This is a genomic window from Paraburkholderia yinzeri (assembly GCF_046581065.1).
In the GTDB taxonomy this organism is placed as follows: Bacteria; Pseudomonadota; Gammaproteobacteria; order Burkholderiales; family Burkholderiaceae; genus Paraburkholderia.
Map to the genome: position 1 here is coordinate 2,893,149 of NZ_JBFOCJ010000001.1, position 20,841 is coordinate 2,913,989.

A 20,841-nucleotide genomic window follows, 5' to 3' on the forward strand; every position below is an offset into this window, starting at 1 on the left:
AAAGTGCTCGACGCGTCGCGTGGTATCGCACACGTGAATGAAATTCGGGGCAAGCCTGACGTTCACAGGATGCCCGGGCGTACTAGCACTGCGCCACGATGGGGCTGGTTTAAAACCCGCTCATCCGATCGCTTTTTATAACGCCCGATCCACTAAGCTCTATCCCGGATAGGATTGCATATACTCCGGCCCGATATTGAGGAACACAAGGTGTCTGACGAACAGCGTCGCAGCGGAAATCACCTGCTCTCGGCTTTGCCCGCAACCGAGTGGGCACACATCGCACCGCATCTGATGCAGGTGGACATGCCGCTCGGACAGGTCGTCTATGAGTCCGGCGACCGACTCCATCACGTCTATTTCCCAACGACGTCGATCATCTCGCTGCTGTACGTGATGGAAGACGGCGCATCTGGGGAAATTGCCATCGTGGGCAACGAAGGCATCGTCGGCATCGCGCTCTTCATGGGCGGCGAAACCACGCCAAGCCGCGCAGTCGTGCAGAGCGCGGGTAGAGCGTACCGGCTGGACGCCCGCCTCCTGAAGGAGGAATTTCATCGCGGCGGTCCAATGCAGCGGCTGTTGCTGCGATACACCCAGGCGCTGATCACACAGATGGCACAGACCGCCGTGTGTAACCGGCATCATTCGATCGATCAGCAACTGTGCCGCTGGCTGCTGCTGAGCATCGACCGTCTGCCGTCTAACGAGTTGAAGATGACGCAGGAGTTGATCGCGAACATGCTGGGCGTCCGCCGGCCCGGCGTCACCGAGGCAGCGATGAAATTGCAGCAAGCAGGATTAATCCGCTACAGCTACGGCCACATCGAGGTACTGGATCGGCCCGGACTCGAAAAGCGGGTATGCGAATGCTATGCGGTCGTAAAGCGCGAATTCGACCGGTTACTACCCGATCTCCAGGCGATCTGAACGGCGCCCGAGTGGGCAAACTCCGCCAGTGCAGCAAGGGACACGATCGAGCCGGCGGCGGCCGCATTCATCCCTGTCTTTTCTATGAGGCAGGGGTCTTCTGATCCCGCCTGCGAGCCTGCGGCCGTACCGGCAGTCAAAGCAATTGGCGGTCGTGTCGCGACCAACGGCGCACCTGCCGGCGCGACCCGAGCTTTCCCTTTCGCAACATCACGTATTGGTTGGTTTTTCCATGGCGCATGGATACATGGTGAGAAGACCCAGCTGTGTCCGACCGCGCATTTCGCATTGGGACGTGCGTCGGTTCGTGGCGATCCGGGTCGCTTAAAGGCCAGTTCAAAAAGAGCCCGGAAGGGCTGTTTACTTTCCCGTGAAACGGTTAACCTTGGATGCCTGAACAACGGATCAAGGAATGCCGGCACCTATCATCGATGACGCGCTGTGGGCACTGATCGAACCACTACTTCCGCCGCCCAAGCCGCGACACAGGCGATACCCTGGGCGCCTGCCGGTCTCGGACCGTGCGGCACTCAATGGCATCCTGCTCGTGCTCAAGACAGGGATGCGATGGAATCATCTGCCGACCCGGTTGGGCTTCGGCTCTGGAGCGACTTGCTGGCGTCGGTTGCACGACTGGCAGCAAGCCGGAGTGTGGGACAAACTGCACGGGCTGCTGCTCGACAAGCTGCGCGAATCCGGCCAGCTCGACTTCTCATATGCGGCTGTCGATTCATCGTCCGTGCGCGCCGTTGGGGCAGGCCAAAAACTGGGCCAAACCCCACCGATCGCGCACGACCAGGGTCCAAACATCACGTCCTCGTAGACGCGAATGGCGTTCCTGTCAGCGTGATCCTGACCGGCGCGAACCGCAACGATGTCACGCAACTGCTGCCGCTGGTCGACGCTATCCCGCCGATTCGCGGCACTCGCGGCCGACCGCTTCGCAAGCCCAAGGTCCTCTACGCCGACCGTGGCTACGATTCCGACTCGCATCGCCACCGACTTCGCGAACGCGGTATCAGACCGGTCATCGCCAGACGCCGCACCGAACACGGCAGCGGCCTCGGCAAATTCCGTTGGGTCGTCGAACGGACTCATTCGTGGCTCCATGGTTTCCGTCGTCTTCGCATCCGCTTCGAACGCCGATCTGACATTCACGAAGCGTTCCTCAAACTCGGCTGCTCTCTCGTCTGCTGGAACATCTTCAGCCGAGCTGAGCGGCCATTTTGAACTGGCCTTTTAAAGAACGTGCCACTATGACCCTCACCACTATCGAGTACAGGGGCACGAGATACGTGTTTACTCCCACCAGATCCGTACGCTAAAGAGTGAAGGCAGTTCTCGTCACTCGTCCAGATCGACGTCATTCCTTCCGACGAACTCAAGGCACGGTGCTATAAAAGATTGTTCGGTGCGTTAAGGCTACGCTGAACAAGCAGCTGAATTGGCGGCGTGTTGGCGATGTGGAGGTGTTCAGGTCGTGAAGCCGACCGTCACTCCTTTGCTTTTGGCCCTTGCGGGCATTGCACGCGGGCGTTTTGCCCGCCTTTCGCCCATTACGGGCGCAACTGCGCCATCAATCGCGTGCGCGACAGGTACACGTTGGCGAGCGCCAAAGCGACGAAGGCCCGGTTCGCATTCTTCGCCAACCCGCGGTAGCGCACCTTCGTGAAGCCCCACAGTCGTTTGACCACCGCGAACACATGCTCCACGCGTGCACGGATCCTCGACTTGTGGCGGTTCTTGCCGCGCTGCACCTCATCGACTTCACCCGCGCGACGGGTGCGCTGATTCGTGAAGTCGCGCGCCTTCGGCGCTTTGCTGTGGATCAGCGCTTTCTGGCTGGCGTATGCGCTGTCACCGTAGACCCGCCGCTCCTGTCCGTGCAGCAATTGCGGCAGCGGATGCCTGTCATGCACGTTGGCCGGCGTGAGCACTGCGCTGTGCGCCAGGCCGCTCTGGCTGTCCACGCCGATATGCAGCTTCGCGCCAAAGTACCATTGCTTGCCTTTGCGCGTCTGATGCATCCCGGGGTCGCGCGACTTCTGCTCATTCTTCGTCGAACTCGGCGCACCGATGATCGTGGCGTCCACGATCGTGCCGCTCTTGAGTTTCATGCCGCTCGCCTGCAGCACCCGGCCGACTTCGGCAAACAGCTTCTCGCCCAGTTTGTGGGTTTCGAGAAGACGACGAAATTTGAGCAGCGTGGTGGCATCTGGTGCCGCCTCGCAGCCCAGATCAATTCTCGCAAAGCGACGCAGGCTGGCACTATCGTAAAGCGCCTCTTCACACGCGAAATCGGCCAGGTTGAACCAGTGCTGGATGAAATGGATTCGCAGCATGCGCTCCAGACCAATCGGCGGGCGGCCATTGCCGCGCTTCGGGTAATGCGGCTCGACCACCGCGCACAACTCAGTCCACGGCAGAATTGCATTCATCGTATCGAGAAACTCATCGCGCCGTGTTCGCTTGCGGTGTGTCTCGAAACCCGCACCTTCATCAGCTGCCATCGCCAACGTCTGCTGCTTCATCCTGTTCTGCCTTCCTTATCCACCCCGATCTATAACGCTCGGAGCAGTTCTGCGGTGGACTTGATCAGCTTTGCCTTAAGTCCCACCAATGCAATATGGCAAGACATCGTCGATAGCAAAATTCAGGTAACCAAACTACGGCATGCCGCATGTGAATTATCCGGCAATCCGCTTTATCCGCGATCGCTGCACCCAGCCGTTCGTTGGATGAACTCAGGTGCAACGTACGAAAGGTCATTGAACTGACGCATGACCGCCGCGACGGTTGCGCTTCTGTCGATAATGACGGCGGAAATCTGCAAAAGTGCCGGGTGTCCTGCCGGTCGTGGCACCCTGGCGGCGGAGAAGCATGTGTCTGCCATCAGATCTTCTGGACAAGGTGATGCAAAGACGGCTCCTTGGCACAGCAGCGCGAGCGATCAGTCCCGCTCCGCTGGGGGTGTTGGTAACTTGTTTGTCGATGTACAACGGTGACGTGCAGCTATTCTTCTCCACGGGAGTGGCAGCGACGGTCCGGTGAACAGAAGGAAGGAAACGGCCATGGCAGAGCGACTGGTCGACGTACTGGACAGCAGAGGTACTGTCATTCATACCTATCCCATCACGCTCGGGCAATCGGGTGATGAGGCGAACGATTCGGCTTGCGAAGCAAAAGCGCTCAAGGCTGCCGCACACGGCCGACTGTTCCTGATGCAGATCTGGAAGCAGGAGGGACGCCCTGAGGGGCGTGCCGACGAGTTCTGGCACCGGACCCGCGACTTTGAGACGCCGTGATTGGTACGTCTCCGCTGCTGAATGTGCGATGTCCGCCCGAATGGAGACGCTGATGACGATGGCGAACGGGTAGGCACCAAAGGGTGGCTCGCTACACGCGAACAGCGTGGTCGGTACGGCAACTGCGCAACTTGGACTACCTGGAGATAGCTCACTTATTCGTACAAAGACGTATTCGAGATCCGTGAAATCAACAGGGCAGAGGCCGCAGGAATGCCGCCGAGGAGCACGGCCGTGCCCAACGGCATCCCCCGCTCCCACATGCCGATCACTGCAATCAGCCCCACCGTGATCGCCATCGAGACAAACGCGAGGCGCAGCGGAACGATCCATCTTCGGTCGAAAATCGGTACGCCCATGTGTAACCCGACGGTAAACAGCGAAATCAGCAGAGCCACTTCCGCCACCCGGCCGATTACATCGGCATGATGCAATGGGTCCGGCACGATCAGCCCGAGCCCACCGGGACCGACGAGGTAACCGGCGACCAGATAAATGGTCGCGCTGCTCAACAGCAGACGCGCCAGCGGCACGCTCGGCACCACCATGGTGATGAGCAGAAAGCCGCTCAACAGATACCAGATGGGATCGGACATGGATCGCGGACAACATCGCAGGGACGCTCGTCCGACGAGCCGTATTCAGGCTCACCGAAGCCGGTGCAGTGAACGGCGGACGGCAAGCAGAAGGTTCGGCTCCATTCTGACATCCGCACTTTCGCCTTCGCGTCAAATTGCCGTCGGTCCCGCATCAGTACGATAGCGTGCAGACATCCGAATCCGGTCTGTACACAATTCGTCAATCCGCTGGATCACCGCGTTGAGGGGTTGACATGCTGCATCATCAATTCGAAAAAGAGCTGACGCATCTTGAACTGATCTTCCCCCTGTTGGCGGCGGGCGGCCCGTTCGCACTCTCATACTGGCGGAGCCGCGCAATGGCACTGTCGGCCCACCAGGGCGTCGTTCCGTCGGGAGCGCGACGCATAGTCTGGTTGCTCGATATGCTCGACAGAATCGAGCAACAGGCCGGCGTCGCACCGTCTCCATTGCCCCGGATTTATTTCCGTGCAAAAGCAGGTACTGGTTCAAACGGTCACAAGTCGCTATGAATCTGCCCGTGTGCCGTGAGCGGCTGTCGCATTACCCATAAACCTCCCGCAATGCCAGACCTGGCCTCTGCCGATCGCCTGCCAGTGCAGACGCCAACGCAAAGGAACGCCACCCGAAACGCGCATGGCCCGACACGCCGTTCCGCCCTGCGAATTGATTCGACAATGCGACTAACGATGCGGTGGGTATACGGCCAGTTTCACGCCTGCAGCGCCGTCTGACATAGCGCCCGTCAATTTCAATTGACATTGATTCCGGTCCGCCATGGTGCCAGTACGCGAGTGTATCGACACCGTTATCGACCATCGCTGGGAAGCCGGACAAGGGAGCAAGCGCCTTCCTTGAGGCCGCCGCCTGGCCGACCGGATGTTTGTCAGTGAATCGAGCCCCGGCGAGCACGCAGCTTGAGCAAGACGACGCATTGGCTTCCGCGCTATCCGGTAACGAATACGCCGACGCCCGGTCGTGGGCCATTGCAATCCCCGTTTGTTCATGATCCGCAGTCATAGCCCTTGTCGGCATGAACCTTGTCTGAACGCTTCCGTGGTCGCCCGCGTTTGCCCGCAACTGGTGGTACAGCGCCGACACTCTCATAGATCAGCTTCGCCTGGACGCACCGCGACTGCTGGGCAATCAGCACATCGGCGAATTGTCGCCCCACGTCGCTATCGTCAACGACGAACGTTTCCAGGTTGACGTGGTTCTTCGCCGCCACCATCGTTGCGAACATGGCCTGGTAGGTCTGAGGGCCGTCCTGCAACAGGCGGACCTCGTTGCCGACCGCGGGCGGACTGCCGCTGATGTCTTGTTCGTGCGTGATCTGCTTGCCCGGTGCATCCGTCCCGTCGGTGTTGCGCTGGATATCGGTGACGATGCCCGAACTGCGCTTCACCGATAGGCGCCCCCCAGGAATAGCGGACGTGGGCATGTTCGTTTTGATCGAATAAAGGCCGCATGTCGAGGCGCCCCGGCGGATGCTGACGCAACAATTTCCGTGACGGCAGCAAGCCGCCGTCACGGACAGCGCGACTACTTCCCACCTGATTACCGACGACGACGCCCACAGCTGCGCCGCCGGCTGTGCCCAATACGCTACCGCCCGTCAGGACCGCGCCCGCGACACCGCCGGCCCCAACCCCGACCACCGTGTCTGCCCCCCTTGTCGACAGGTCACCACAACCGAACATGAAGGCGGCAACAGCCGGAAGGACCACCCACGTGACCATAGTATGAGCTCGTAGCAATTGCGGCCTCCGCTTCGCCATGGGTCACGCCTGCTTTTTCCGCCCGCCCGGCCTTCGCCTGGCGCGACATCGCATCCTGCAACGCGACAGGAATCGCCACGTCGCGAATTTCGACGGACCCCACCGCGATGCCCCAAGCCTCCGTCTTCGCGCCAATTTCATCGCGCAGGTGACGGTCGGCCGCGGCTCGATCCGACAACAGCGCCGCCAGCATCGCTGCCCCGATCGACTCACGCAACGTGGTTTGCGCTTCGAGCGGCGGCGCTGTCGCGAGCCAGTACGCCGGCGTACCGACTCCGCACCCCAACGAGCACACCGTATTCCCATGGACCACGCGGCCCGCGCCCCCGCCGTTACCTTCCCCAACGCGTATTCCCCAGGACGCATCTTCAACCACGACACGACGGTGCCCTCATGCCCATCAGCAAGAAAGTGACTTATCTCGTCAGCATCTTCATCGCGACGCCCACGGAGCAGCACGCAAGAATCCGGGACATCGTGATGAAGGTGTCGGGCGGCGACTATGAATTCGTCCATCTGCATCGGATGGGGGTCTTTCTGATCCTCAACACGAGCCGCGACGCAAAGCAACTGGCGAACGCTTTTGCTGAAGCGATCGCATCGGATGACCGGATACTGGTCTGCGAACTCGGCGACGATTACCACACGGTCGGCCTGAGCAAGGCCTCGTACTGGCTGCAAAACCATCTGGTCACGGCCACGCAGACACCGGCCACGAAGAAGGGCAATCCGTTCATCGAGTTGTGAGTTCCGAACGGCACTTCGCGCGGAACCCGGTCTTCTGCTATTCCGCCCGAAGCCCCAGCGTCACGATCACGCAATGGCGTGCGCCGTCGTCCACCAGGGGAAATGCCACCACGCCGGCATCGAGCATCCTGCCGTCCACGCTCATGCCGTGCACCCCGCGGCAGACATGATGCGGATTGTGCACGGCGATCTCGTAACGCGACGCGCCGTGGAGAAAGACTGCCGAAAAGCCGGGCCATGCGCCCGGCACACAAGGCTCGATCGATAGCTCGCAACCGCGCTTGCGCAGGCCGAGCAGACCCTCGATGCCCGCGCGATACATCCATCCCGCCGAGCCCGTGTACCACGTCCATCCGCCGCGTCCCACGTGTGGCGCGACGGAATAGACATCGGCAGCGACCACGTAGGGCTCCACCTTGTAGCGGTTCACGCCGCTGCGCGTCCGGCTCCGGTTGACCGGATTGAGCATCGCGAGCAGATCGGCTGCGCGATCGCCGTCCCCCAGTTGCGCGAATGCCAGCACCGACCACATGGCGGCATGCGTGTATTGACCGCCGTTCTCGCGCACGCCCGGCGGATAGCCCTTGATATAGCCCGGATCGAGCGGCGTGCGGTCGAACGGCGGAGTGAACAGCAACGCGAGGCCGTCGTCGCGTCGAATCAGGCGTTCGTCGAGCGCGGCCATCGCAAGCACCGCGTGTCCGGCGCTTGCTGCGCCCGACAACACGCTCCACGACTGCGCGATGGCGTCGATCGCACATTCGTCGTTGCCCGCGGACCCGAGCGGCGTGCCATCGTCGTAGTACGCGCGCCGGTACCACGCGCCATCCCAGCCGGCGCTTTCGAGTGCCTTCCTGAGCGCGTCCGCACGCCCCAGCCAGCAATCCGCGCGCTCATCCTCATGACGCGCCCGCGCGATCGGAGCGAAGGCCATCAGCGTCGCGTAGAGGAACCAGCCGAGCCAGACGCTTTCTCCGCGCCCCGCCTCACCCACCCGGTTCATGCCATCGTTCCAGTCGCCGGTCCCCATCAATGGCAAATCTCGCGAGCCGAACAATCCGAGCGTCTGCTCCAGCGCGAGTGCGCAATGCTCGAACAACGTCGCGCTGGTGTCCGCGACGTCCGGCACGAAATACGCGTCGTGCTGATCCGCCGCCAGTGCGCGGCCTTCGAGGAACGGCACCGTCACGTCGAGAATTCCGTGGTCGCCGCTCACGTCGATGTACTGGGCCACGGCATAAGCCAGCCACGTGCGATCGTCGGCAATACGGGTGCGCACGCCCGCGCCCCCCTCCGGCAGCCACCAATGCTGCACGTCGCCTTCCGGGAACTGTCGTGCCGCCGCCCGCAACAGATGTTCGCGCGTGAGCGCCGGGCGCGCCACCGCGAGCGCCATGCCGTCCTGCAGTTGATCGCGAAAGCCATACGCGCCGCTCGCCTGATAGAAGCCCGCGCGCGCCCAGATCCGGCAAGCGAGCGTCTGATAGAGCAGCCAGCGATTGAGCATCAGGTCCAGCGCGCGATCCGGCGTCGCGACCTGAACGACCCCGAGCGTCTCATCCCAGAACCCGGTCACCGCGGCCAGGACGCCGTCGAGATCGACTTCGCGATAGTGCGCGACGAGTTGCCGGGCGTCCGCGGCCGTCGCGGCCTCACCGAGCACGAACACCACCTCGGCCACGCCGCCCGGCGCCAGGTCGATCGACGTTTGCAGCGCAGCGCACGGATCGAACCCGGCGCCGACCTTGCCCGATAGCGGGCTTCCATCGGCGCCGCCCGCCAGCGCCGCGGGATCGCTCAACGTTCCGTTGCGGCCGATGAACTCGCGCCGGTCCGTGGTCCAGCCGCGCTGCTGGCCGCCGAGATCCGCAAACGCCACTCGATTCCGGTACGCCTCGCCGTAGCCGTTACGGACGAAAATCGCGCCCGTCGCCGCATCGATTTCGCTGACGATATGCGGCGCCGACACGCTGCGCTGCGCCCCGAGCACCCATTCGACGTAGGCCGTCACGGAGAGCTGCCGGCCGCGGCCCGACAGGTTGCGCAGCGTCAGGCGAGAGATCTTCACCGGGTCGTTCAGCGGCACGAATTGCAGCAGTTCGAGCGCGATGTCGTCGGCAGTATGCGTAAAACGGCTATAGCCCTGGCCGTGACGCGCGATGTAGGGCTCCGCTCCCGCCGACTGGTCGCGTACCGGCGAGGCCTGCGGTCCCCACAGCGCGCCTGTGGCCTCGTCACGCACGTAGAACGCCTCGCCGGGCGGATCGCCAACGGGGTCGTTCGACCACGGCGTCAGTTGATGCTCCCGGCTGTTGGACGTCCACGTGTACCCGCTGCCTTCCGCCGATACCACGAATCCACAGGCCGGATTAGCGATGACATTGACCCACGGCATCGGCGTGCATTGTCCGGGGCCGAGCACGATCACGTATTCGCGGCCTTCGTATGCAAAGCCGCCGAACCCATTGAAGCATTCGAGCGCGGCATCCGTCGCGGCACGCCCCGCACCGGCAAAGACGAGGCCCCCCGGCGCGGGCAGCCGCCGCGCCCGTGGCAAGCCGGCGGACGGCGCACCCGCGAGCCGTCTGAGCTGTTCCGGCAAGCGCCCGTTGCGCGCCGCCAGCACCGCACGCGCGACGATCGGAAACAGCGCGCGCGCGTCGCTCGTCATGAGGTCCGCTCGTAACACGAAGATGTTGCCCGGTGCCGGGCCACCGGGCTGCGGCCGCGACTGGCCGGGCCGCACGAGCGCTTCGAGCGCGACCTGCAGATCCTGCACATACGACGACGCGCGCTCGTTGACGATCACCAGATCGACCGCGAGCCGCTTCATCTGCCAGTACTCATGCGCATGCACCAGTTGCCGCACCAGCGCCATGTGCTCGATATCGTCGATGCGCACCAGCAGGATCGGCAGATCGCCCGACACGCCATGTGCCCAGAGGGGCGCCGCGCCCACGCCGCCAGTTGCGGCCACCTCCGCCGCGCCGCGCATCAGGGCGGCGGAGTTCGGCCGCATCGCCGCGTCGCCATACAGCAGGTATCCGGCCATCCGCTGGAATAGTGCCGCTTCGTCGGCACTCACGCCGGTGTGGCGCAACTGCACCTGCGCCTGGGTCCAGGCCAGCATCACCGCACGGCTGAACGACGCGCCGTCGCGATGCTTGTCCACGAGATCCAGCAACTCCGCGCGCGAGGAAGCAACGATCGTCCAGAACGCAACGCTCGCGGTTGCGCCTGGCGCAACGCGTATGCGCCGACGCACAGCGAAAACGGGGTCGAGCACAACGCCCGCCGTGCCACTGAGCGCGCGCTCGCTGGAAAGCGCGCGCGGCGCACGGACGCTGCCGCCGCGGCCGATGAAGCGCGCGCGGTCGGTTTCGATTTCGATGACGCCGGGCTGATCGACTTCGATCACCGAAAGGTGGGCCGCCCAGACTTCGGGCTCGTCCGGCGTGCGGCGCCGACGCGTCGCGAGGATCACGCCCAGTTCGGCCAGGTACCCGGTCTCGACAAACAGCTTGGCGAATGCCGGATGGGCCCGATCGGCCGCCGGTGCGGCCAGCACGATTTCCGCATACGACGTGAGTTCGATAGTGCACGCACGCGAGCCAGCATTGGACACCGACACGCGCCGCACTTCCGCATCGTCCTCGGCGGAGACGATTACTTCAAGCGTCGTGGTCAGCGCGCCGTCGCGCCGGACGAATTCCGCGCGGTCCTCCGTGAAGGTCACGTCGTAGCTGTCCGGCTCCACGCCGGCCGGCTGCCAGGCCGCGGACCAGAAGGCACCGCTCTCGACATCGCGCAGATACAGATAGCTGCCCCAGTCGTCGCGCGTCGCGTCCTCGCGCCAGCGCGTGATCGCCATATCGCCCCAGCGGCTGTAGCCCGAGCCGGCGGCGGTCAGCATCACGGCGTAGCGACCGTTGGACAACAGGTGCGTGGCCGGCGCGGGGTCGCTGGCCGACACCAGGTGCCGCACGACAGCGGGCTCGATGCCGCGCAGCTGGCCGGCGCTCTTCTCGTCGACGCGCAGATGCGCGACCGCCACCCTGCCCGGCATGCGCTCCTGGAGCAGCAGCTCCGTCGCGCGGATGGCCGGCTCGGCATGGAAAAACGTGCGGATCCGGCCACCCAGTAGCGCATTGGCGATCGACACGATCGCCATGCCCTGGTGATGCGCCATGAAGGCTCGCACAATCGCCACTGGCTGGCCTTCCGGCACGCGTGCGGGTGTGTAGTCGAGCGCCTCGTAAAAACCGAAGCGGCCGCTCGCGCCCGCCGCTTCGAGACGTTCGAAATTGCGCAGCGCCGCCGTCGGTGCGACCATCGCGGCCAGCGCCGTCGCATAGGGGGCGATGACTGCGTGGTTGCCGAGCCCGCGCTTGAGACCGAGATCGGGAATGCCGAAACTCGAATACTGGTAGGTGAATTCGAGGTCCCGGGCGTTGTACGCGGATTCGGAGATGCCCCACGGCAGGCCGAGCGTCGCGCCATACGCGATCTGCCGGCGCACCACGAGTTCGATGGTCCGCGCGAGCAGGCTACTCAACGGGGCGCGCATGACCAGCGACGGCATCAGGTACTCGAACATCGACCCGGACCACGAGACCAGCGCGGCGCCGCCCGCGACCGGCACCGCGACGCGTCCCAGCCGGAACCAGTGGCGCGCGGCAGCGTCGCCCTTGGCGATCGCGACGAAGCTGGCGAGCCGTGCCTCCGAGGCCAGCAGATCGTAGCTGCCCTCGTCGAGCCGGCCGTCGGCGACCGAGTAGCCGATCGAGAGGAGCATGCGCGCCGGGTCGAGCAGGAAGCCAAACTCCATTGCATCGGCCATCTGAAGCGCGGCATCGGTCAGCCGGCTCAGACGCGCGGCCAGCGCGGCCGAATCGCTCCCCGAACGTGTCACGTCCCGACCGTGACTGTGAATCGCGCGCTCCAGCGCGCCGCTCCAGTACAGCACGTCGTCGTCCTTCGCGTCGACGTGATTCTGACCGGCAGCCCCCTCATCGACGAGCGCGCGGGCGATGTCTGAAACGGTGGCGCCGAGCAGTACGACCGTCTGCCACGCGGGCGCCGTGCCGGGCGCTGCGGCCGTTTCGGGCGCTTCGGGTATCCCGTCGCCGGGCGGAACACTGCGCGCAGCGTCGAGCCACGCGCGCAGCGCCGCCACCGCCCGGTCGAACTCGCCGTTCAACGCGGAACGCGTGCGCTCGCGGCCACTCGCGCGCACGGCTTCGTCCAGCAGATCAAGGGTGTCGCCGATGCCTGCCCAAGCGGCACCGCGGTCCGTGCCGGCAAGCTGCCTGCCCCACGCGCGACAGGCGTTGCCGAGCGCGATCAAATGGCCGGCGAGATTACCGCTATCGACGGACGACACGTACTTCGGATCGAGCGGACGCAGATCCTGCGTGTCGTACCAGTTGTAGAAATGCCCGCGATAGCGTGGCATCCGCTGCATCGTGGCGAACGTCGTCTCCAGCCGCTCGACGGTATCGGCCGTACCAGCCCAGCCAAATTCGCGTGCGCTGACCGTCGCGAGCAGATAGAGCCCGAGGTTGGTCGGCGAGGTCCGATGGGCAACGACCGGTCGAGGATCTTCCTGGAAGTTGTCCGGCGGCAGCATCTGGTCGGCCGGCGTGACGAAGGTTTCGAAATAGCGCCATGTGCGGCGCGCATGATGGCGAAGCTGCCGGGCATCGGCGTCGCTGACGGCGAGATCGCCGGCCGCCCGCGGCGCGAGGCTCGACCAGTACGCGAGCGCGGGCGAAGCGAGCCACACCAGCACAAAAGGCATCGCGACCCACGCGCCATGATGGCCGGTGTGCCATGCGGCCAGACCGACCACTGCGCCTGCCCCCAGCGCAAGCGCCGCGCCGCCGGACATATGCAGCCAGGTGCGGCCCAGCGTAAGCCGGCCACGGGCTCCCGCCTCGGCGGCCGTGGTCCATTCGAGCAGGTGCCGGCGGCTGGCCAGCACACGAAACAGGGTCCGCGCAATGGCGTCGCTCATCGACCAGGCCTGTTGCGCCAGCAGCGCGGTAGAAAGACCGAACCGCCCGAGCGCGAGCCGCAAGTCGGCCAGCCATACGCCGAACAGACTGCGCGTCGTCATTTTTACGGAGGCACGCCGCCAGCGCGGCATGAGCGCGACGAGGACGGGCAGCAGCACCGGCAGCGCGATCGTGGCGAGCACGAAGGCCGTCCAGCGCAGCGCCGCCGGCAGCGGCAACATCCAGCCCGCCAGCAGCGCGACGAACGCCGCCGGGGCGATCACCGTGCGGCGCAGGTTGTCCACCATCTTCCAGCGGCCGGTCGCGCCGAGCGCGAGCGCGGGCCGCAGGTGCGCGCGCAGGAGCCACGGCAGCAACTGCCAGTCGCCGCGCGCCCAGCGATGCTGGCGGGCCTCCGAAACATCGTAACGGGCCGGATATTCCTCGACGACTTCAATATCCGAAGCCAGTCCCGCCCGCGCGAAAATGCCCTCGAACAGATCGTGGCTGAGCATCGTGTTTTCGGGCACGCGGCCGGCCAGCGCAGCCTCGAACGCATCCACGTCGTAGATGCCCTTGCCTGTGTAGGAGCCTTCGTCGAACAGATCCTGATAGACGTCGGAGACGGCCGCCACGTACGGATCGATGCCGCTGGGGCTCGACACGATGCGCTGAAACAGCGACCCTTCCGTGCCGACCGGCAAGGAAGGCGTCACGCGCGGCTGCAACACGCCATAGCCGTCAACGATGCGCTGGCTCTTCGCATCGAACACCGGACGATTGAGCGGGTGCGCCATTTTGCCGATGAGACGGCGCACCGCGTCGCGCGGCAAACGGGTGTCGGCGTCGAGCGTGATGACGTATTGCACCTCCCGCGGAGCAATGGGCGGCCGTCCGTCGATCTCGACGAACGTGGTGTCCGGCGCGCCGCGCAGCAGCCGGTTCAGTTCGTGCAGCTTGCCGCGCTTGCGCTCCCAGCCCATCCACTTGCCCTCTTCGTCGTTCCACGTGCGCCGCCGATGCAGCAGCAGGAAACGCAGCCCCCCCGCGCCGCCCGGATACTGCCGGTTCAGCCTTGCGATACCCGTTGCCGCGGCGGATAGCAGTGCTTCGTCGCCGTCGACGCGCTCCGCTGGCGCATCGGTCCAGTCGGTGAGCAAGGCGAAATACAGTTCGCCCTCTGGACTCGCCAGATGATGGATTTCGAGGCGTTCGATCTGCTCGGCCACGGCACTGGCCGTAGTCAGCAGGGCGGGCACGGCGACCACCGTGCGCTGAATCGCCGGAATGCCATTGCGCAGCGCGAGGCCGGGCAGCACGATCGCGCCGACGTCGCGCATCACGCTGCGATTGACGATCGCCACGGCGACCTCGATGGCGGGCAGCAACCCGGCCAGCGCGAGGCAGATCAGCCAGACCGGCGGTGTGGTGAAGCCGGCCGAGAACGCCAGCATGCCGGTCAGGATCAGCGCAGCCAGCAACAGGATCCGGCAGAGGTAGCCTGCCAGACCGGCCCGCCGCGTGAAGCGATGCAGCCAGACCCCGATGGGTGCGCGATAGCCGATCGCCCGCTCCAGCGCGCGGCGGCCGCCCGCGAGCAGGTAGTAGCCGGGCTCGCATTCGCGGCGTGCCGCCGCGCGGCCCAGTTGCCCGGGAAGCGGTTCGCCCTCCTCGGCGTGACGCGCCGTTGTCCTGCCGGCGTTCTCCTCCTTTGCTTCCGCACTCTCCGCCGCTGCGACCGCGCGATGCGCGATGTCCGTCTCGCTTGCCGACGAACCGCGCGCAAGCGCCTCGATCGCACCTCGATAGAGGTTGCGCGTCGCAAAGTCCATCTCGACGAAACCGCGATGCGTGCGCAGCACGTCGTCCACGGGACTGATGCGCTCGAACAGCCCGGTCCAGTCCACGTCCGAGATCAGGCGCATGCTCGTGATGACGTTGCGCACCGTCACGCTCGCCGCTCCTTGCTGCTGATGCACGGCCGCGACGATCCGCTCGGCCGTCGTGTGCTGGGCGGCAAGGCGCTCGTGCAACCAGAGAACGGCAGGCGTTGTCTGCGGGTCCTCGTCGTGCAATCGCTGAAGCAACTGCACGGAGAACGTGTCGAGCAAAGAAGACCGCTCGTAATGCGTCGCCAGTGCGACCACGTCCTTGAGCGCATGCCCGCTTCCACCCAGCAAACGATCGGCCATTGCATTGGCGTCGAGCCGTGCAGTGCGCCCCTCGGTGATTTGATCGGCGAGGCGGCGGAGGTTCTCGATCAGCACGATGCGCAGCGTGATCGCCACCGCCCAGAGTTCGCCGATCGTCAGCGGCTGCACCGTCTGGTACGCCTGCATGAAATGGCACAGTAGATCGGGATCGAACCGACTGTCCGTGTGGGCGACGAACGCCCACACGATGCCGAATACGCGCGGATACCCGGCAAACGGACCGGTGCCGAGTTTCGGTAATTGCCGGTAGTAGCTCGGGGGCAGGTCGTCGCGCACCTTGCAAACCTGCTCGTCGACGAGATAGTAGTTGTCGAGTAGCCACTCGGCCGCAGGCGTGATCGCCTCGTCCTGGGCCGCGGCGGCAACGGTCGCTTCGTACGCGTGCATCAGCCACCGCGCGTTGTCCTTCAGCCGCGTGGCAAGCGACGGCCCGGCATCAGTGCCGGGCGAGACATTTTGCGCCCCCGCGAGACTCCTCGCATGCTGCGCCAGACGCTCTTCGCCGAATAGCTCCTCGCGAACGGGCTTCTTGCTGTTCCACGGCGAAGTCGAACCATGAGCGCCGGACGCACGTATAAACGAAAGGAACAAGATAGAGGCCCTTGATATGAGAGCTGCCACCGCTGCGGACACCCGTAGGGATCGAAGAGCACAGCGAACAGGCGTGACGCCCCGACGCTCAATGATTACTGTCGGGTCTTTCGGAAACCGGCCACGGCTGTGGCCCGGGTTTCGCCGCTTGCCGCCGATACGCGGCCCAGCGCCGCACAGCCAGATAGATCGCGACGAATGCCGCCGCTGCAAAACCTGCTGAATAACCCATGAGTGTCTGGCTCATTGCGCCCTCCCACGAGGTCCGAACACGAGCGATCGTCAATACAGTCCCCGAAGGCGCGCCTGACGTGCCGCCCGGGCAAGGCTTGTTCAGGACCGCTGCCGCCCCCCTTCATCGCACACGTGCGCCAGTTCATGGGCACAGGCCAGCGCGATATAGGCCGACCTCGAGAGATGGCTCTTTTGCGCGGCAAGGTCGATCTCCTGCAGCAGGCTCTTGCGCAGGCAAACCTGAACGAATACGGAGTGCGACTGGACGGCCGTCAAGTCAACGTCGACGAACATCCACAGACCCTGGCCATCGTCCATCTCGAGCGTCTTCAGCTTCGACGTATCGATGGTCGGCGCAGGGATGACGTGTTCGCTCCGGTGATACACCCGTTGCACGAGACGCGCTGCGTCTTGCGTCAGAGCGCCGAACGTCTCCCCGTCCACTTCGAGCCATGGAAAATCCGCGAACCTGCCGCGATAGCCGCGGCCATCACGCCGTTGAACGTAGAGGGGATATTGCACGAGCATCTCCGCGCATTGACATCGTTGACACGAGAGACGTCCCCCGCGAGAGCACCGATCATGCGCCCCGTGCAACTGCGCTGTCTGTACGGTGCAGGACTTTCCTGCTTCGCAGACTGTCTCGCGGTAAATGTCGATCAATCAACCTGATATATCGGATAACGAATTTGTACGGTGTCGTACCGCATTTGAGACCGGATCCGACATAGCGTGGGGGACATCGTCGGATACCCAGGAGAAGACCATGCTGAAACGAACATTAATCTGCAGCACTGCGGCTCTGGCGATCGCGCTAGCCGCTCCGGGCTGCACCACCACCGGCCCATCGAATCCATCGAACGCCAATGGCCAGCAGATGGACAAACGTCAAACGATCGACGCGGGTGTCGACTCGACCCTTTCCCGTCTTTATGTCGACGCGAAAGGTTCGCGCGAACTGGTTTCCAAAGCGAAAGGCGTGCTGATATTCCCGTCCGTGATCGATGCGGGCTTCGTGGTCGGCGGCCAGTACGGCGAAGGGTCGCTGCGCGTGGGAGGCCATACCGTCGGCTACTACAGCACCGCGACCGGATCCGTCGGCTGGCAGATCGGTGCCCAGTCGCGCGCAATCGTCTTCCTGTTCATGACCGATGAATCGCTGCGACACTTCCGCAGCACGGATGGCTGGTCGGCGGGCGGAGACGCGTCCGTTGCAGTCTTGAAGATAGGAGCAAACGGCAACGTCGACACGAGCACCGCAGGTGGTCAGGTCGATGCGTTCGTGCTGACGAACGCCGGACTGATGGCCGGCGCATCCCTCGAAGGCACGAAGGTCACACGACTCAATTCACTCTGATCGACCTTGCGGCCGGCGCATCGAATGCGATCGATACGCCGGTTTCGACATCATGGAGGCGTCATGTTACGCAACATAAAGGATCTGCACGGATGCACCGTCCGTGCTTCGGACGGCGAAATCGGCAATATCGATCAGGTTTATTTCGACGACGAGGCATGGGGCATACGTTACCTTGTAGTCCAGACAGGGAACTGGCTCCACGACAGACAGGTGCTCGTCTCCCCTTACTCACTCAGGCACGTGGACTGGTCGTCGAACGCAGTCCATGTCAATCTCACGCGGCAACAGGTGCGCGAAAGTCCGGCACTCGACACCCACAAGCCGGTATCGCGCCAGCACGAAATCGAATACCTGCGTTACTACAGCTATCCAACATACTGGGGCGGCCCAAATCTGTGGGGCATGGGCGCCTGGCCGGCCTTCGACCCGGTCGCGCGAGGGCTCGCGACGCCAGCCCCGCCACGCCCCATCCTGCACGTCAACCAGGCGCTGCCGGACGTCCATTTACGTAGCACGGACGAGGTCAAGGGCTACCACATCGAAACGATAGACGGGACCATCGGCCACGTGTCGGGTTTCATCTTCGACGATCGGGCCTGGGCCCTGCGCTACCTGACGGTCGATACGCGTAACTGGTGGCCCGGCGGGAAGGAAGTCCTGATCGCCACGCGCTGGATCGACCTCGTCGACTGGTTCGCCGCGACCGTGTCCACCTCGATCACGCGCGATACGATCGAGCGTAGCCCGGCCTACGACGACTCGGTACCCGTTAGTCGAAGCTACGAGGTGGCGCTGCACGAATACTACAATCGCGAAGGATATTGGTCGGAACCCGGACCACTCTATCCGGTCCGCGAATCCGCAGACGATCCGGATGGAAACTCGGAGGATGGCCTGATGCCGCCGCACCTGTAGCCCGCTGATCGGGTTAATCGGCACGCGCGTCTGGCGCGTCTGTACGGCACTGGACAATTGCGGCACCGCGATGCGAACAAACCAACCTCGGATCGCTATTGCGCGTACTGACGCAGACGCAACGAGAACTCTGCCTGCGCCTGAATGCCGCTGTGCTCCGCCACGCGGCACCACTCCTGCAACTGCTTGAGCAGTTGTTCCTGCGACGCGCTCGAGCGTCCCCAGATAGCCGACAGTTCCTGGCGCAACTCGATACACGTGCGCAGCGTCAGGTTGCAGGTCCAGACGTCAGCAAACGGTGGCACCTGACACGGTTTGCTGCGGCTCGCCTGCGCCTGCTGCCGAAACCATCGGCGCACGCCGCGCCGAAATTGCAGCTTCTCGCGGCGGCTCAGGTGCCGTGCCCGCTCCAACTCCCGCTCGCATCCGATTTCCGCCGACCTCGCATAGGAAGCCATGACCTCATGGCGATGGCGAAGTACCGCTTGCAGCGTAGCGTTATCAAGCGTCCGCTTGCCTTCGATCAGGCACGGTGCCAACGCCACTTTCCTGACTGTCGCCAGCCTCAGCGCCGCCAGCGCGCGAATATACATCCAGCCCGCATCCAACTCGTACCACCTGTTCGACAGCTTCGCGGAGATCGGATGCGCACGGTGGTTGTTGTGATATCACTGGCAACAGGCAATTTGCCGACCATTTTTCATTGCCGGATACGAACGGCCAGACACGAACGCTGGCCGACTATCACGGCAAGCTGGTCGTCATGGTATTCGGCTACACCCACTGCCCGGACGTCTGTCCGACGACACTCGCAGAATTTTCACAGGCCATGCAGTCACTTGGGCCGCAGAAGGCCGCACGCGTGCAGGTGCTGTTCGTCACGCTGGACCCGGAGCGTGACAGGCCCGCGGTTCTGGCCCAGTATGCTGCAGCATTCAATCCGTCCTTCCGCGCGCTTCGGCCTGCGACCACCGCGCGGCTCAAAGCGCTCGCAGCCAGTTTCCACATCTTCTACGCAAAGGTTCCCGGCTCGAACCCCGACAACTACACAATGGACCATACCGCTGCGTGCCTCGTTTTCGATACGACCGGCAAGCTGCGGCTGTATGTACGCGATGGCCAGGGCGTCAAGCCGTGGGTTCATGACCTTGGAGAATTACTGGCCAACGACGCGTGAACCGGTCCGACGCAGAACGAACTGCACGCCCGGCTCGGCGCCGACGTTGCACGGTATGGATATGCTGTACTTCCAGCAAAACGTACCTGAATGCAGCCTGCAGAAGTCGGGCGCCGGTTTGCATGTACCGCGCCGCTGTGCAGTGAATCGGGGCTGTGAGCGACGTCGGCAGTACCGGGTGGATACGACCGCTATCGACGAGGGGCGAAGCGGGACAACTGGCATCGGGTGCGCAACTGCGTCCACATCCGCCCCGCCCCGTACAGCAGCGCCCCGATCGCGCCGACGAAGAATCCGACCGGCCAGTCCGATACGTACGACAGTGCGATGGCGGCCCAGACGGTCACGAGCGAAAACGCAACCGAGAGCAGCACGGCAGAGCCTGGCCGGCTGCCCAGCGAGCGGGCGGCACAGGCCGGCCCCACCATCAGGCTGAACACCAGCAGGGCACCCACCACTGGTAGTGCCATCACCGTCGCGAGCGCGAGAATACCAAGAAACGCGAGTTCGACGCGCCGGCTGGATACGCGCTGCGCCTCGATCAGTTCATCGGACACCGAGCCCAGTAGCAGCGGGCGGAACAGCAGCATGACAAGCACCACACAGGCAGTGCCGATCACAGCAACCGCGAGGAGATCGTCGTCGCTTACGCCCAGTACCTCGCCGAAGAGCAGCGCGTAGACTGCCTGTGAGTACTGGGTTGTCATGCTCAGAAACAGTGCGCCCAGTCCGAGCAGCATCACAAAACAGAGCGCGGTCGCCACGTCGTGACGACCGCGACGTCCCAGCCAGGTGATTCCGATTACAGCGGCTGTGGCCGCAGCGACCAAGCCGGCGAGCGGACTTACGCCCAGCAGGCTGGCGGCGGCCGCACCCGGAAACGTGCCGAGCGGCAACGCATGCGCCGCAAACGAAGCGCCCCGGAGCACCACGAAGAAACCGACGCAGCCCGCGACCACGGCCACAATCGTCGCCACGAGCCAGGTGTTGATCATG

Annotated in this window: 16 protein-coding genes and 2 pseudogenes; 9 read left to right on the forward strand and 9 right to left on the reverse strand. The window is 64.2% G+C overall.

The window, feature by feature from the left end; genetic code table 11:
- The first annotated feature begins 210 nt into the window (after positions 1-210).
- From WJ542_RS13830 to WJ542_RS13840, 3 genes are all read left to right on the forward strand, one after another.
- Positions 211-930 carry a Crp/Fnr family transcriptional regulator gene (locus WJ542_RS13830; RefSeq protein WP_187190766.1) on the forward strand — a complete coding sequence of 240 codons (720 nt, stop codon included), beginning with the start codon at positions 211-213 and terminating at the stop codon, positions 928-930.
- A 412-nt stretch (positions 931-1,342) separates the two neighbouring features.
- Positions 1,343-1,753: a transposase gene (locus WJ542_RS13835; RefSeq protein WP_411187075.1), complete on the forward strand. Its 411-nt coding sequence runs from the start codon at positions 1,343-1,345 to the stop codon at positions 1,751-1,753.
- Positions 1,663-2,160, forward strand: coding sequence for an IS5 family transposase (locus WJ542_RS13840; RefSeq protein WP_411190568.1), 498 nt, complete (start codon positions 1,663-1,665; stop codon positions 2,158-2,160). Before WJ542_RS13835 ends, WJ542_RS13840 begins: the two co-directional genes overlap by 91 nt.
- Before the next feature lie 326 nt (positions 2,161-2,486).
- Here the strand turns inward: WJ542_RS13840 and WJ542_RS13845 are convergent, their stop codons facing one another.
- On the reverse strand, positions 2,487-3,461 hold the full coding sequence (locus tag WJ542_RS13845) for an IS5 family transposase (RefSeq protein WP_411189774.1): 975 nt from the start codon (positions 3,459-3,461) through the stop codon (positions 2,487-2,489).
- Between the two features lie 540 nt (positions 3,462-4,001).
- On the opposite strand from WJ542_RS13845, the gene WJ542_RS13850 reads away from it, so the two are divergent.
- Complete coding sequence (locus WJ542_RS13850; protein ID WP_411189802.1) at positions 4,002-4,235, forward strand: DUF2934 domain-containing protein; 234 nt, start codon at positions 4,002-4,004, stop codon at positions 4,233-4,235.
- Between the two features lie 155 nt (positions 4,236-4,390).
- Here WJ542_RS13850 and WJ542_RS13855 read toward each other — a convergent pair whose 3' ends face one another.
- Entirely contained in the window at positions 4,391-4,831 is a 441-nt protein-coding gene (locus tag WJ542_RS13855; RefSeq protein ID WP_411189803.1) for a cation:proton antiporter domain-containing protein, read from the reverse strand.
- 236 nt (positions 4,832-5,067) lie between these two features.
- Between WJ542_RS13855 and WJ542_RS13860 the strand changes: the two genes are divergently transcribed.
- The gene (locus tag WJ542_RS13860; protein ID WP_411189804.1) at positions 5,068-5,346 is read left to right on the forward strand and encodes a hypothetical protein; all 279 of its coding nucleotides are present in this window, start codon (positions 5,068-5,070) and stop codon (positions 5,344-5,346) included.
- Positions 5,347-5,837: 491 nt separating this feature from the next.
- Here the strand turns inward: WJ542_RS13860 and WJ542_RS13865 are convergent, their stop codons facing one another.
- Together WJ542_RS13865 and WJ542_RS13870 are read right to left on the reverse strand one after the other, a co-directional pair.
- The gene (locus tag WJ542_RS13865) at positions 5,838-6,239 is read right to left on the reverse strand and encodes a phospholipase D-like domain-containing protein (RefSeq protein ID WP_411190600.1); all 402 of its coding nucleotides are present in this window, start codon (positions 6,237-6,239) and stop codon (positions 5,838-5,840) included.
- A gap of 344 nt (positions 6,240-6,583) precedes the next feature.
- Positions 6,584-6,841 (reverse strand): annotated as a pseudogene (locus WJ542_RS13870) (SPFH domain-containing protein); the annotation flags it as partial.
- A gap of 164 nt (positions 6,842-7,005) precedes the next feature.
- On the opposite strand from WJ542_RS13870, the gene WJ542_RS13875 reads away from it, so the two are divergent.
- Positions 7,006-7,359: a hypothetical protein gene (locus WJ542_RS13875; RefSeq protein ID WP_411189805.1), complete on the forward strand. Its 354-nt coding sequence runs from the start codon at positions 7,006-7,008 to the stop codon at positions 7,357-7,359.
- Between the two features lie 37 nt (positions 7,360-7,396).
- On the opposite strand, the gene WJ542_RS13880 is transcribed toward WJ542_RS13875, so the two are convergent.
- From WJ542_RS13880 to WJ542_RS13890, 3 genes are all read right to left on the reverse strand, one after another.
- Positions 7,397-16,159, reverse strand: coding sequence for a glycoside hydrolase family 94 protein (locus WJ542_RS13880; protein WP_411189806.1), 8,763 nt, complete (start codon positions 16,157-16,159; stop codon positions 7,397-7,399).
- Between the two features lie 88 nt (positions 16,160-16,247).
- Positions 16,248-16,406: a hypothetical protein gene (locus WJ542_RS13885; protein WP_234775463.1), complete on the reverse strand. Its 159-nt coding sequence runs from the start codon at positions 16,404-16,406 to the stop codon at positions 16,248-16,250.
- A gap of 86 nt (positions 16,407-16,492) precedes the next feature.
- Positions 16,493-16,915 carry a type II toxin-antitoxin system HicB family antitoxin gene (locus WJ542_RS13890; RefSeq protein ID WP_411189807.1) on the reverse strand — a complete coding sequence of 141 codons (423 nt, stop codon included), beginning with the start codon at positions 16,913-16,915 and terminating at the stop codon, positions 16,493-16,495.
- A 244-nt stretch (positions 16,916-17,159) separates the two neighbouring features.
- Between WJ542_RS13890 and WJ542_RS13895 the strand changes: the two genes are divergently transcribed.
- Positions 17,160-17,750, forward strand: coding sequence for a BPSL1445 family SYLF domain-containing lipoprotein (locus tag WJ542_RS13895; protein ID WP_234775461.1), 591 nt, complete (start codon positions 17,160-17,162; stop codon positions 17,748-17,750).
- Positions 17,751-17,813: 63 nt separating this feature from the next.
- The gene (locus WJ542_RS13900) at positions 17,814-18,668 is read left to right on the forward strand and encodes a PRC-barrel domain-containing protein (protein ID WP_411189808.1); all 855 of its coding nucleotides are present in this window, start codon (positions 17,814-17,816) and stop codon (positions 18,666-18,668) included.
- 95 nt (positions 18,669-18,763) lie between these two features.
- Here the strand turns inward: WJ542_RS13900 and WJ542_RS13905 are convergent, their stop codons facing one another.
- A complete protein-coding gene (locus tag WJ542_RS13905) occupies positions 18,764-19,261 on the reverse strand; it encodes a DesA/ISL3 alpha bundle tail domain-containing protein (protein WP_411189809.1) in 498 nt (165 codons plus the stop codon).
- A gap of 71 nt (positions 19,262-19,332) precedes the next feature.
- On the opposite strand from WJ542_RS13905, the pseudogene WJ542_RS13910 reads away from it, so the two are divergent.
- Positions 19,333-19,845: pseudogene (locus WJ542_RS13910) on the forward strand (SCO family protein); the annotation flags it as partial.
- A 191-nt stretch (positions 19,846-20,036) separates the two neighbouring features.
- On the opposite strand, the gene WJ542_RS13915 reads toward WJ542_RS13910, so the two are convergent.
- Positions 20,037-20,840, reverse strand: a complete 804-nt coding sequence (locus WJ542_RS13915; RefSeq protein WP_411189810.1) for a metal ABC transporter permease — start codon at positions 20,838-20,840, stop codon at positions 20,037-20,039.
- Position 20,841 lies beyond the last annotated feature (1 nt).

Bases quoted from the DNA above. Each gene is read 5' to 3' on its own strand.
- WJ542_RS13835 (WP_411187075.1), top strand. From the start codon at position 1,343: ATGCCGGCACCTATCATCGATGACGCGCTGTGGGCACTGATCGAACCA.
- WJ542_RS13845 (WP_411189774.1), bottom strand. From the start codon at position 3,461: ATGAAGCAGCAGACGTTGGCGATGGCAGCTGATGAAGGTGCGGGTTTC.
- WJ542_RS13850 (WP_411189802.1), top strand. From the start codon at position 4,002: ATGGCAGAGCGACTGGTCGACGTACTGGACAGCAGAGGTACTGTCATT.
- WJ542_RS13855 (WP_411189803.1), bottom strand. From the start codon at position 4,831: ATGTCCGATCCCATCTGGTATCTGTTGAGCGGCTTTCTGCTCATCACC.
- WJ542_RS13860 (WP_411189804.1), top strand. From the start codon at position 5,068: ATGCTGCATCATCAATTCGAAAAAGAGCTGACGCATCTTGAACTGATC.
- WJ542_RS13875 (WP_411189805.1), top strand. From the start codon at position 7,006: ATGCCCATCAGCAAGAAAGTGACTTATCTCGTCAGCATCTTCATCGCG.
- WJ542_RS13885 (WP_234775463.1), bottom strand. From the start codon at position 16,406: ATGAGCCAGACACTCATGGGTTATTCAGCAGGTTTTGCAGCGGCGGCA.
- WJ542_RS13895 (WP_234775461.1), top strand. From the start codon at position 17,160: ATGCTGAAACGAACATTAATCTGCAGCACTGCGGCTCTGGCGATCGCG.
- WJ542_RS13900 (WP_411189808.1), top strand. From the start codon at position 17,814: ATGTTACGCAACATAAAGGATCTGCACGGATGCACCGTCCGTGCTTCG.
- WJ542_RS13905 (WP_411189809.1), bottom strand. From the start codon at position 19,261: ATGTATATTCGCGCGCTGGCGGCGCTGAGGCTGGCGACAGTCAGGAAA.
- WJ542_RS13915 (WP_411189810.1), bottom strand. From the start codon at position 20,840: ATGATCAACACCTGGCTCGTGGCGACGATTGTGGCCGTGGTCGCGGGC.